The organism is Pseudofrankia asymbiotica, assembly GCF_001983105.1.
Taxonomy (GTDB): domain Bacteria; phylum Actinomycetota; class Actinomycetes; order Frankiales; family Frankiaceae; genus Pseudofrankia; species Pseudofrankia asymbiotica.
The window spans coordinates 37,442-50,110 of record NZ_MOMC01000052.1; the positions used below are offsets into that span (position 1 = coordinate 37,442).

Below are 12,669 nucleotides of genomic sequence, written 5' to 3' on the forward strand. Positions count from 1 at the left end.
CGTCTGGTCCAACAGGCCCGTCGAGCTGGCCGTCGAGCGGACCGGGGTCCGCCAACGCAACGACGGATCATGGCTGTGGCCTGCGGCGATGTCTGAAAATTGTCGGACGTGGGTGCGAGGATCGTGATGTTTCTGGCCCCTGCCCCCTGGCTGGTGATCGCGATGGCAGTAGTCGAGTCCGAGGCTGTGTCCCCGGCGTCGGTGGACGCCGAGAAGGCGCCGCTGGCGGAGTTGGAAGGCGAGATCGTCGCCTGGGCTGGGCGGCTGGCGGCGGCGACGTGTGACTGGCTTGTGCTGCTGGCGGTGTTCGACCGGCGGGACGGGTGGCGGGGACAGGGGTTCGCGTCCTGCGCGCACTGGGCGGCCTGGCGGTGCGGGCTGGCGGTGCGCACAGCGCGAGAGCATCTGGCGGTCGGGCACGCTCTGGCGAGCCTCCCGGCAGTACGGACCGCGTTCGCGGCGGGGCGGCTGTCGTATTCCAAGGTCCGCGCGGTGACCAGGGTGGCGGAGCCCGCGAGCGAGGCATCGTGGCTTAAGCACGCGTTGTGCTGCACGGCAGCCCAGCTGGAACGCCTGGCGGCGACCTGTGAGCGGCTGACTGGAGATCACGCGGAGCAGCGGGCCGGTCGGCGGGTGTCCTGGCGGACTGACCGGGACGGGATGTTGCGTCTGACCGCCGTCCTGCCGGCCGACGAGGGCGCGCAGCTGGTCGCGGCGATCGACGCGGCACGTGCCAGCCTGGACGACACCAACCCGGTGCCCGGGCCAGATGAGCCTGACCGGGCACCGGCGGACGGGGAGATCATGGCGGCCCCGCGGGGCCGGCGATCGGACGCGGATGCCCTGGTCGCGGTGGCCGCCGGGTTTCTGCACAGGCCCGCACCTGGTCTGATGTCGCTGCCGCACACGGTGACCGTCCACGTGGACATCGAGACGTTGCTGGGTGCTGGGCCACCGGGGACGGGCATCGGCCCTTCGGACCATGCGGGCACGGCTGGGGCGCGAACGCACGCCCCCGAGGACCGCGGGTCCCGGGAAGCCGGTGTGCCCGGGGACGCTGACGCACCCGAAGAAACGAGGCGAACGGACGCGGCGGTCGGGACCGATGAGTCTGGCCGTCCCGATTGCACCGTCAGAGCGCGRCAGACCGACGGCGAGGCGGCGGGACAAGGCCAGCCGCCTGGCCCGGCCCGGCGGGGGCTGTTCCGGGCGGATCTTGAACCGGGAGTCGGTCTGACCATGCCGGTGCTGCGTCGGCTGGGTTGCGACGGGATGCTGCGGGCCCTGCTGTCCGACGCCGAGGGCAATCCACTGCACCTGGGCCGGCGGCGGCGGTTTCCCAACCAGCGATTGCGCGAAGCGGTCTACGCCCGCGATCACGGGACCTGCCAGTACCCGGGCTGCGAGCACACTCGCTGGCTGCAGTGCCATCATCTCGCGGAGTGGGTCGCGGACGAGGGTGAGACCGACATTGACCTGCTCACCCTGCTGTGCACGGCCCATCACCACGCGGTCCACGATGAGGGCATCACCCTTGAGCGTGCTGTCGACGGGGCGCTCCTCGCAATTCTGGCCGACGGTCGGGCACTTCGCCCCGCGCCGCCAGTCGACGCCGGCCCTCGGCCCGCCGAGACCCTGGCCACGGTGACCAGCCATGTCGGCGAGGCCGCGATCGCGACCCGCCATGGCGGTCGGCTGCACCTCGCCGATTCGATGCTCGTCCTTACCCAACATCGCTGGAACCAGGTCGGTCAGAGTCAGACCACCGTGGAGACCGTCCCTACGCCGTCCACGGCCGGAACCAACGAGAACAAACGCTGCGTCCGACCAACCGAGGCTTCGCCAGTCAGGCCGACGCCACCGGCGGCGCCATCGTTCGACCGCCATGACCAGCGGCGTCGAGTTCCGCAGCCGCGGAAGTCCGCCCGCATGCGACGTCGCCGCGTCGAAGATCACACATGAGGTCTCTGAGAGAAGACAGCAGCGCTCCAAGAGGACGTTCCCGGTCGTGGCAAGGGAAGACTGGGCCAGCGGATGGAGGCGGCGCGGCGGACCCTCGCGTGGGCCGGACAACGTCGCTGCGCACAGAGATCCGCACAGAGATCGTGGTGGTCGAGTGACCGGGCGTCGCCAGGTAACATGCGGTTCATGAGGTCTGTCGACGCCCGAGGCCGGCGCGTGTGCCGCCACGCGGGTACGAGGACCATTCCAGGGGTCCGCCCGTCGTGAAGACCTTTGACGAGCTGTACGGCGAGCTCTCCGCGAAGTGGGAGCAGAAGGCGTCGGGGTCCGGGTCCGTGGCCRCCCTCGAGGCGGGTGTGCACCACATCGGCAAGAAGCTGGTCGAGGAAGCCGCGGAAAGCTGGATGGCGGCGGAGCATGAGAGCCGTGAGCGCGCCGCMGAGGAGCTTTCCCAGCTGGTCTACTGGATCCAGCTCATGATGATCTCCCGGGGTCTGACCCCGGCGGACGTCTACTCCCATCTGTAGCCCGCGCCTCGGGGCTCGTGTGCCCTTGGAGCGGCGCGGGCGTTGACCGGTGCGCGGGACGACGTCGCGTGCCTCGAAGAGCCCTGTGAGCCCCCGACCCGCTGTGAGCCCGATCCGCCGTGAGCGCCGGACCCCGCCACGGCCAGCCTCGATGGAATGATCATGCTGCGTATCGCGGTACCGAACAAGGGCGCGCTGTCCGCCGCCTCGAGCCAACTGCTCTGCGACGCCGGCTATCTGGCGAAGCGCGAGGGCGCCGAGCTTGTCGTCGCCGACCTTGAGAACGACATCGAGTTCTTCTTCCTGCGGCCGCGCGACATCGCCGTCTACGTCGGCTCCGGGCGGCTGGACGTCGGTATCACCGGCCGCGACCTTCTCCAGGACAGCGGCGTCGCCGCGCTGGAGCTGGTCGCGCTCGACTTCGGGCACTCGTCGTTCCACTACGCGGCGCCGAAGGGCGCCATCACCGACGTGGCCCAGCTGGACGGGGCCAGGATCGCGACCTCGTTCCCCGAGCTCGTCCGCACCGACTTCGCGGCCCGCGGCCTGCGGGCCGAGGTCGTCACCCTTGACGGCGCCGTTGAGACAGCGGTCCGTCTGGGCGTCGCCGATGCCATCGCCGACGTCGTCGAGACCGGCCGCACGCTGCGCGCCGCGGGCCTCGAGCTCGTCGGTGAGTCGGTGATGCAGTCACAGGCCATCATGATTGCCAAGCAGGGCACGGAACTCTCGCCTTCGCACGAGAAGTTGCTGCGCCGCGTGCAGGGCGTCCTGGTCGCCCGCCAGTACGTGATGATGGACTATGACGCGCCCATGGTGGTGCTTGAGAAGGCCTGCGAGATCACGCCGGGCTACGAGTCGCCGACGATCTCGCCGCTGCAGCGCGAGGGCTGGGTCGCGGTGCGGGCGATGGTGCCGAAGGACGAGGTCAACCGCACGATGGATGACCTGTGGGAGCTGGGCGCCCGCGGCATTCTCGTCTCCGCCATCCAGGCCTGCCGCCTGTAACGACGCCGTGACGGCGTGCTGGCCAGCCTGCGTGCCGGGCGAGCCGAGGACGGCAGCGGGGCCCGGGGCAAGCGCCCCGGGCCCCGCTGCCGTCGTACGCCTGTCGCTAGCGGCGGTGGCCCAGGATGAGAGACATGCCCTCGCTGCGGGTCGCCGGGCTAAGGAACTGGCCCCGGACCGCCGAGGTCACCGTGCTGGCGCCTGGCTTGCGCACGCCGCGCATGGACATGCACAGGTGTTCCGCCTCGATGATCACCATCACGCCGCGCGGCTTGAGCACGTCGACCAGCGCGTCGGCGACCTGCGAGGTCAGACGCTCCTGCACCTGCGGACGGCGCGCGTACAGGTCGACGAGCCGGGCGAGCTTGGAGAGCCCGGTGATCTGGCCGTTCTCGTTCGGGATGTAGGCGACATGCGCCTTGCCCGAGAAAACGACCAGGTGATGCTCGCACAGCGACGAGAAGTCGATGTCGCGTACCAGCACCATCTCGTCGTGGCCCTCGTCGAAGACCGTGGTCAGCACGTCGGCCGGGTCCCGGCCCAGGCCCTCGACCGCCTCGGCGTAGGCCCGGGCGACCCGGTCCGGCGTCTTACGCAGCCCTTCGCGGTCCGGGTCCTCCCCGATACCGATCAGCAGCTCACGCACGGCCGCGGCGACCCTGTCGTGGTCGAACGGGCGTACCCGGCCGTTGCCGGTGCGGAAGGCCGCGACGGCGGCGCCGGAACCTGACCTGGTCTCCGTCTCTGATCCGTCTACCTCGTCCGCCAGCTCAGCGGACGCGTCGAGGTGAGCGGACAGGACCGCCTGGTCGGTCTCGGACGTCAACGGTGTTTCCTTTCGTCGTCATTCGGCCACACCGGCGGCGCCCACGGGTTGGAGATCCGCGGAGCGTCCGGCGGAGGCGCGCCCGGCGGACCGGCCGGCCCGGTGGGACCGGCTGGGCCGCCTGTCGGGCCGCCACCGGAACCCTGGTCAGGGTCGTGACGGCCCTGGCCAGGGTCGGTGACCGGGCCCGCCCCCGCGGGCTTGGTCAGCCCCTGGGCGGCGTTCCCGTTGCCGCCGCCGTTCGCGTCATGGCCGCCGCCGGCCGAGCGCGCTCCGCCGTTGTCGCGCGGCCTCTGGCCAGGGTGGCCGTTGCCCCCGCCATGGACGAGGTCGGCCACGTCCGTGGTGACAAGGCCCAGCTCGGCGGGGGTCTGCACGGGTGGACGGTCCGACGGTACCCGCCGGCCGACGCCCGTGTAGTAGCCGCGGATCGGCCGCTTCTGAACGGTGGCGAAGGTCTCCAGCACGTCGTCCTTGCTGAGGGTCTCGGTGTCCATCAGCCGAAGCACGAGAGCGTCCAGCTCGTCGCGGTAGGTGTTGAGCACCTCCCACRCCTCGTCGTGCGCCGCCTCGATCAGCTTGCGCACCTCGCTGTCGATCTCGCCGGCGACGGCCTCCGAGTAGTCGCGCTGGTGGCCGACCTCGCGRCCGAGGAACACCTCGCCCGAGTCGCCACCGAACTTCAGCGCGCCGAGCTTGTCGCTCATGCCGTACTGGGTGACCATCGCGCGGGCGATCTGGGTCGCCTTCTCGATGTCGTCGCTCGCTCCGGTGGTCGGCTCGCGGAAGACCAGCTCCTCGGCCGTCCGCCCACCGAGCAGCACAGCCAGCTTGTCCAGCATCTCCGACCGGGTGGACAGGTACTTGTCCTCCAGCGGGAGCTGCATCGTGTAGCCGAGAGCCCGGCCGCGCGGCAGAATCGTGATCTTGTGAACCGGGTCGGAGTTCGGCAGCGCGTGCGCCACCAGGGCATGCCCACCCTCGTGGTACGCGATGCGCTTCTTCTCCCGGTCGCTCATCGCCCGGGTCTTGCGCTCCGGGCCGGCGAGCACACGGTCGATGGACTCCTCGAGCAGCGCGGAGGAGATCACCTTCTGGTCGGCGCGGGCGGCGAGCAGCGCCGCCTCGTTCAGCACGTTCGCCAGGTCCGCGCCGGTGAAGCCGGGAGTGCGCCGGGCGATGACGAGCAGGTCGACGTCCGCGCCGATCGGCTTGCCCTTGGCGTGCACCTTGAGAATCGCCTCGCGGCCCTGCAGGTCCGGGCGGTCGACGACGATCTGGCGGTCGAAGCGGCCGGGGCGCAGCAGCGCCGGGTCGAGGATGTCGGGCCGGTTCGTCGCGGCGATGAGGATCACGCCGCCCTTGACGTCGAAGCCGTCCATCTCGACGAGCAGCTGGTTGAGGGTCTGCTCCCGCTCGTCGTGGCCGCCGCCCAGGCCGGCGCCACGGTGGCGGCCGACCGCGTCGATCTCGTCGACGAAGATGATCGCGGGCGCGTTCGCCTTGGCCTGCTCGAACAGGTCGCGGACACGGCTCGCGCCGACGCCGACGAACATCTCGACGAAGTCGGAACCCGAGATCGAGTAGAACGGCACCCCGGCCTCGCCGGCGACGGCGCGGGCGAGCAGCGTCTTACCGGTTCCCGGCGGGCCGTAGAGGAGCACGCCCTTGGGGATCTTCGCGCCTATCGCCTGGAACTTCCCGGGGTTCTCCAGGAACTCCTTGATCTCCTCGAGCTCCTCGAGGGCCTCGTCGGCGCCTGCCACGTCCGCGAACGTCGTCTTCGGCGTGTCCTTGCTGACCAGCTTGGCCTTGGACTTGCCGAAGTTCATGACGCGGTTGCCGCCGCCCTGCATCTGGTTCATCAGGAACAGGAACAGCGCGACGACGAGGACCAGTGGCAGCAGGTTGAGCAGCAGGGAGACCAGGACGTTGCTGCGTTCGACCTTGACCTCGTACGTGACGTTCTTGTCATTGAGAGAGTCCGCGAGGTAGCGGCCCTGGTTCGTGACATAGGACGACTCGTACTTCTTGTTGTCCTTGGTCGTGATCTGGATGATCTGCTTGGAGTCCTGGATCGTGGCCTTCTCGACCTGACCAGCCGCGATCTTGGCCTGGATGAAGTGCAGGTTCTGCTTGGAGTACTCCTTGGGGCCCGACAGGACGTTCGTCGTCAGGAAGATCACAAGGAGGACCAGGAGAGCCAGGACCACCCAGCCACGGAAGATTCTTCTTGGAGTCATCTGCCTGGAGCGCGGGACACGCGCACTCCGCCCTCCTGACGTGTGTTCTGCCCTCGATCGGGATTCCCTTGTGCCGAGGGTACCGCCGGTACGCGCCTCTCACCCGCGCGTACATGTGAGCAACGGTTCGCCGCGCCACCGTGTTCCGGGGGCCGGGCGCCCCGGTCCGCCTCCAGGTCGTCCGACGTGGCAAGGTAACGGTGCGGAGCGGGCGGTTAGCTGGCGGTCAGACGCGGGGGCCGCGGGCTATGGCTTCTGGAGTGAGGGTTCCCACGAACGGCAGGGTCCGGTAGTGCTCGCCATAGTCGAGGCCAAAACCGACCACAAAGGCGCTCGGGATGTCGAAACCGACATAGCGGACATCGATGTCGACCGTGATRGCTTCGGGCTTACGGAACAGCGCAAGCACCTCGAGTGACGCCGGCTGCCGCGACCGCAGGTTCTTCAGCAGCCAGGACAGCGTCAGCCCGGAGTCGATGATGTCCTCGACGACAAGCACGTCCCGGCCCTCGATCGAGCGATCGAGGTCCTTGAGGATGCGAACCACGCCGCTGGACGACGTCGCCGAGCCGTAGGACGACACGGCCATGAACTCCATGGTCACCGGGGTGCGCAGCGCGCGTGACAGGTCTGCCATCACCATCACGGCACCCTTGAGCACGCCGACGAGCAGCAGCTCCCGGCCGGCGTAGTCCGCGTCGACCCGGGCCGCGAGCGTGCCGATGCGCCGCGCGATCTCGTCGGCGCTGACCAGCACCTCACCGATGTCGCCGGCGAGCGCGGGCGCGACCCCCGGCATCGTCGTCCCGGTCGCCTGGACCGACGCGACGTCCCCGTCCAGGCGGGCGTTGTCGAAGTCGGGCATGCTCACGTCAGCGTGGCTCACCTGCGGGCCCTCCTCGGCGTCTGGCCGACCGGCGACGCGCCGGCGCGGCGATGGCCGCGGGTCCGTCTCCGTGGGGTTGGCGCCTCGCGAGTCCCCATCCGCCGCCCCGCGGCGCCCGGACCCGGTCTTACCAGGTCCGACCAACGCGATCCTGTCACCTCGGCGGCGGGCGGTGACGCCCGATGGGAGTGGCACGGGCTGCTGACCGCGCCAACGCGTGACCAGCGCCTCCATCGCCCAGACGTGCTCGGCACGCAACGCCGACGCGGACGCCCCGAGCGTCAGCGCGGCCCGCCGCAGCACCCGGGTGCGCAGCGCGCTCGGCAGCTCGCCGAGAGTGCCGACGTCGAGATCAAGACCGGCCGGGACGACGGCGCCCGGCGGGACGTCCGCGAGGCCGGTGAGCTGGGCGTAGGCGTCGTCGGCGAGCGCGTCCAACGCCTCGGCGTCCGCGCGCAGCAGGTCGGCGCTGCGCGCCAGCGCCTCGGCGATGCCCGGCCCCAGCTGCTCCTCCAGCGCCGGCAGCAGGCTGTGCCGGACCCGGGCGCGCGCGAACGCGTCGTCGGCGTTCGTCGGGTCGTCCCATGGCTCGAGACGCTCGGCGCGGCAGGCGTTCCTGGTGTGGTCCCTGCGCAGGCCCAGGAGCGGGCGGCGCACCAGCCCGTCACGCGGGCTCATCGCCCCGAGCGTTCGGGCACCGGAGCCGCGGGCGAGCCGCAGCAGCACGGTCTCGGCCTGGTCGTCGAGAGTGTGACCGAGCAGCAACGCGGCGCCACCCAACCGCTCGGCGGCGGCGAACAGTGCCGCCCGGCGGGCGTCGCGCGCCGCGCCCTCCGAGCGCGCGGAGTGCGCGGTCAGCACCTCCACCGGGTCGAGCCGCAACGCCGCGCCCTGCCGCGCGACCTTCTCGGCCCGGGCCGGCGACGCCGGGTCCCAGCCGTGGTCGACGGTCAGCAGGCCGGCGCGCAGTGCCCGCCGCGGCGCGACGAACGCCGTCGCGGCCGCGAGCGCCAACGAGTCAGGGCCGCCCGAGCAGGCGACCAGCACCAGCGCGCCGGGTGGCAGGTCCGCGATGGCGTGCCGCACCGCCAGCCGCACCGCCGCCACCGCCGGCGCCGGCGACCCGGGCGGGTACATCCGCTGTTCCGAGCTGGTTACCACAGCCCCCGTCGCTCACGTCGGGCGTTGACCACGCCTGGCCAGGCGGACTCGGCCCTCGGCGTCGTCGATCGAGGCCAGACTACGGGCCTACGCCGAAATGGACGGCCGGCTGCCGAGCACGCGAGCCATCCACGCACCCGGATCGGCGATCTCGGCCTGGCTGGGCAGCGCCGCGGGTGACTCCCAGACGAGGTTGAACCCGTCGACGCCGGCCTCGGTGACCACGGCGCGCACGAAGGCACCGCCCTGCCGGTACTGGCGCAGTTTCATGTCCAGGCCTAGCAGCCGGCGGACGAACCGGTCGAGCGGTGACCCGCCGGAGCGGCGGGTGTCGAACTTCGCCCGGATGTCGGCGACAGTCGGCACCACCTTGGGCCCCACGGCGTCCATCACCTGGTCGGCGTGCCCCTCGAGCAGGGTCATCAGCGCCTGGAGGCGGTCGAGCACGGCACGCTGGGCCGGGGTCTGCAGGGCTTCGACGACGCTGGGGGCATCCTGGCCGCGGTCGCGCACGGCGCCGCGCAGCGCCGCCACGGCCGAGCGCATCCGGTCGGCGAGCACGTCGGGATCGAGGTCGGTCGCCTCGATGAAGGCGCCGATCTCGGACTCGAGATGGGCCCGCAGCCACGGCACCGCGGTGAACTGGCTGCGGTGCGTCTGCTCGTGCAGGCACACCCACAGCCGGAAGTCGCGGGGGACGACGGACAGCTGCCGCTCGGCGTGCGCGATGTTCGGCGCGACCAGGCTCAGCCGGCCCACCGGCCCGGTGCCGTCGGCCGCGACGGCGTCGTCGCGAGCCGCGGCGACGGTGGGCGTCGGCCCGTACTCCTCCGGCGGGAGAAACACCTCGTACTGGCCGAGGACCTTGCCGGCGAGGTATGCCAGTGCCGAGCCGAGCTGCACGCCGGTCACCCGGCGGCCGACCGCGGTCGACAGCGACCCGCTGCTCGCGTCGGTGACGCGCTCCAGCAACGGCGCCGTGATCATGCGCAGGCCGGCGACGTTCGACCGGGCCCATTCGGGCCGGTCGACCACGGCGATGGGTGTGACCGCGGCGGCCGGCGGCCGCAGATGTGTGTAGTCCTCGACGTGCCGCTCGGCCTCGACGGCCAGCCTGCGCAGCTCGGTCACGACCTCGTCGGCCTCCGCCCGCGTCAGCTGCGGGCCCGGACGGACGAGCTTGCGTGCTGTCGCCACCGCCAGGTCCCAGTCGACGGGCTGCCTGTCCACCGGCTGYGCATCCACAGGGCAAGGGTACCCGGTGAGTGCCATCCGATCATGTTTCCTGGCTCGTTCTCCACTCATGTGTACCAACGGGACGCTCCGCCTGGGTGTCCCTCGACCTGACCCTGTCCGGGGCCTGGCCGATCGGCTATCCGGCCGGCGGCGGGCTGGGCGCCGCGATGGTTTCCCCGGCGGACGGCGTTCCCGCGTCCGAGGCGGGCTTTCCACCGGCCCTGACGGCGTCGGCGGATCCGCAGCAGGACGCGAGCGCCGCCGCGGCCCGGTCGAGGCTCGCCTTGGCCATGGGGGACTCCTGGACGGGCGCGAAGAAGCCGAACAGGAGCAGCCGGCCGTCCGCGTCGACGAGCTCCCCGGCCAGGCTGGTGACGATGCGGAGGCTTCCGGTCTTGGCCCGGACATCGCCGGCGGCCGCGGCGGTGTCCACGCCGCCGTAACGGTCTCCGAGCGTCCCGGAGAAGCCCGCCACCGGCAGGCCGGTGAGCAGGGTGCGCAGCTCGGGGTGATGCGGCAGCGTCGCGGTCCGCAGGATCTCGATCACCGTGCGCGGCGGGATCAGATTGTTGATGGACAGTCCACTCACGTCGGCCAGCGACATCCCGGTGGTGTCGATCCCGAGATCGGCCAGCGCCTTGCCGACCGCGGCCGTCGCGCCGGCGAACGTCGTCGGCAGGGCGCGGGCGTGGGCGACCAGCCGGCCGAGGCTCTCGGCCAGGTCGTTGTCCGAGTCGGTCAGCATCCGCTCCACCAGCATCGGGATGGGGGGGCTGTCGGCTGTGGCGACCGGCCTCGCCGCCGGGTCGGCGGCTCCGGTCCCGGTCGAACCGACCGAGACGCCGGCGCCCCGCAGCGCGGTGGCGAACGCGGCGGCCGCGGCCGCGTCCGGGGTCGGGCTGCGCGGTCCGATCGAGCCGGGCTGGGAGCGGCCGGCGTCGACCTCCAGCGCGGAGACGGGGGTGACATCGCCTTCGGCGACATAGGTGTCGTTCCAGCCGGGTGCCGTCCCCGGTCCGGAGAACAGGCTGCCGTCCCCGACGACCTGGTCAACCGACGTGATCCCGGCGGCACGCACCTGGGCCGCGAGCGTCGATAGACGGGCGCTCGTACTCGCTGGGTAGCCGGTGGGGTCGGCCGCGGCGGTCAGCGTCGGGTCGCCGGCGCCCACGAGCCAGAGCGTGCCGCCGGTCGAGGCCGTGCCGGTCGACGCGGCGCCGGTCGGCGTCGCGGGGCCCGTCGCGCCGCCGGCACCCGTCGACGCGCCGGCGGGCGGAAGGTAGACGACCCGCGTGGTCAGCCGGGCGTCCGGGGCGAAGGTTCGCAAAGCGGCCGCGGCGACGGCGGTCTTCAACGTCGACGCCGGCGCGGTCGGCACGGTGGACCTGACGTCGAACAGCACCTTGCCGGACAGCGCGTCGACGACGATCCCGGCCGGGCTGCCCAGCGCCGGATTGCCCAGCGGCCCGGCGAGCCGGGCGGCCAGCGTGGCCTGGTCGGGCATGGGGCTGTCCGCCCGCGGGCCGGCCAGGGCGGGCGCCGTGACGCGCGGTACCGTCGGTGTTGGTGCCTCGCCCGGCGTGGACGATATGGACAGGGACCCGGCGAGCAACGCGCCGGTCAGCGCTGTCAGGCCGCCAGCCCGCGCACCCGTCATTGGGCGAGCTTAAGGCGCCGGCGGCGAGGTGTGTTCCCTGAACGTGGGCGGCTTTCCGGGTTTGCGATATTGCTCCGGGGGATGACCCCTGGCCCCCGATGTCGGGCTTTTGCCCGACGGGGGTGAACAACCGGGCAGGATGCCGCGGATCGGTGGAGGGCGCGGTCGAACGCCAGGGCAGGGTGAACTGGAGAGAGTTTTCGATACTTGACCCGCACGCGCGACCGCGTGGGGCGGCGCGTTCGGGGGAGTGGTCGGGTAGCGACGTCAGGGCCAGCGTTGGCGATGGAGCGGCGTCCAGGCCACCCGCGCAACCGGCGCGCGTCGGCGAAGGCCCGGTAGGTGGGATAGGCCACATCGCCGGAGCTGCGGCCTGTGGGAAGTCCGCCGACACTGGACGAAGGCACGGTTTCACGAACTTGGCCGACCAGCCGCGCTGTGTGGCGGGTCGCCCTGGACACGGCCGGCCTCAGGGTCGGTCCGCGCGGGAAGCCGGTACCGGTCGCGAGACCTGGGCCGGGACGATGGAAGACGAGCCGGCCCGCCAGGGCCGAGCCACCGAATAAGAAGGAGACAGGGAGCGGCGTGGACCTCGAGTTCGACGTGACCATCGAGATCCCCAAGGGGCAGCGCAACAAGTACGAGATGGATCACCACACGGGGCGGATCCGGCTTGACCGGATGCTGTTCACATCCACCCACTACCCGTCCGACTATGGGTTCATCGAGGGCACTCTCGGCCGCGACGGCGACCCGTTGGACGCGCTGGTGCTGCTCGAGGAGCCCACCTTCCCGGGCTKCCTGGTGCGCTGCCGGACGATCGGCATGTTCCAGATGACCGACGAGAAGGGCCCGGACGACAAGGTCCTCTGCGTGCCGGTGGCCGACGTCCGCCAGGAGCACCTGCGTGACATCCGTCACCTGCCGGAGTTCGACCGGCTGGAGATCCAGCACTTCTTCGAGGTCTACAAGGACCTGGAGCCCGGAAAGTCGGTCGAGGGAGCGAGCTGGGTCGGCCGCGCCGACGCCGAGCGCGAGATCCTCGCCTCGGTCAAGCGGATGGAGACCGAGGGACACGAGCACGCGGAACCGGCCGAGCCGGTCGTCGACGAGGCTCAGTCCGCCTGACTCGTCGCCATCTCGTATCGCGAGGCCCCGGCTGG

General features: G+C 71.5%; 9 protein-coding genes. 4 read left to right on the forward strand and 5 right to left on the reverse strand.

What is annotated here, in order from left to right; translation table 11 throughout:
• Positions 1–126: 126 nt before the first annotated feature.
• From BL253_RS25490 to hisG, 3 genes are all read left to right on the forward strand, one after another.
• Positions 127–1,962 (forward strand): HNH endonuclease, encoded by a 1,836-nt coding sequence (locus BL253_RS25490; RefSeq protein WP_076819806.1) that lies wholly within the window; start codon positions 127–129, stop codon positions 1,960–1,962.
• A 263-nt stretch (positions 1,963–2,225) separates the two neighbouring features.
• On the forward strand, positions 2,226–2,489 hold the full coding sequence (locus BL253_RS25495) for a phosphoribosyl-ATP diphosphatase (RefSeq protein ID WP_076819808.1): 264 nt from the start codon (positions 2,226–2,228) through the stop codon (positions 2,487–2,489).
• 162 nt (positions 2,490–2,651) lie between these two features.
• Complete coding sequence (hisG, locus tag BL253_RS25500) at positions 2,652–3,497, forward strand: ATP phosphoribosyltransferase (RefSeq protein WP_076819883.1); 846 nt, start codon at positions 2,652–2,654, stop codon at positions 3,495–3,497.
• 106 nt (positions 3,498–3,603) lie between these two features.
• Here the strand turns inward: hisG and folE are convergent, their stop codons facing one another.
• From folE to dacB, 5 genes are all read right to left on the reverse strand, one after another.
• Complete coding sequence (gene folE, locus BL253_RS25505) at positions 3,604–4,323, reverse strand: GTP cyclohydrolase I FolE (protein ID WP_076819810.1); 720 nt, start codon at positions 4,321–4,323, stop codon at positions 3,604–3,606.
• Entirely contained in the window at positions 4,320–6,566 is a 2,247-nt protein-coding gene (gene ftsH, locus BL253_RS25510) for an ATP-dependent zinc metalloprotease FtsH (protein ID WP_076819812.1), read from the reverse strand. Before ftsH ends, folE begins: the two co-directional genes overlap by 4 nt.
• Before the next feature lie 226 nt (positions 6,567–6,792).
• The gene (gene hpt / locus BL253_RS25515) at positions 6,793–8,589 is read right to left on the reverse strand and encodes a hypoxanthine phosphoribosyltransferase (protein WP_076819814.1); all 1,797 of its coding nucleotides are present in this window, start codon (positions 8,587–8,589) and stop codon (positions 6,793–6,795) included.
• Between the two features lie 111 nt (positions 8,590–8,700).
• Positions 8,701–9,843, reverse strand: coding sequence for a zinc-dependent metalloprotease (locus BL253_RS25520; RefSeq protein ID WP_076819815.1), 1,143 nt, complete (start codon positions 9,841–9,843; stop codon positions 8,701–8,703).
• Positions 9,844–9,985: 142 nt separating this feature from the next.
• A complete protein-coding gene (gene dacB / locus BL253_RS25525) occupies positions 9,986–11,506 on the reverse strand; it encodes a D-alanyl-D-alanine carboxypeptidase/D-alanyl-D-alanine endopeptidase (RefSeq protein ID WP_076819817.1) in 1,521 nt (506 codons plus the stop codon).
• 585 nt (positions 11,507–12,091) lie between these two features.
• On the opposite strand from dacB, the gene BL253_RS25530 reads away from it, so the two are divergent.
• A complete protein-coding gene (locus BL253_RS25530) occupies positions 12,092–12,634 on the forward strand; it encodes an inorganic diphosphatase (protein ID WP_076819819.1) in 543 nt (180 codons plus the stop codon).
• Positions 12,635–12,669 lie beyond the last annotated feature (35 nt).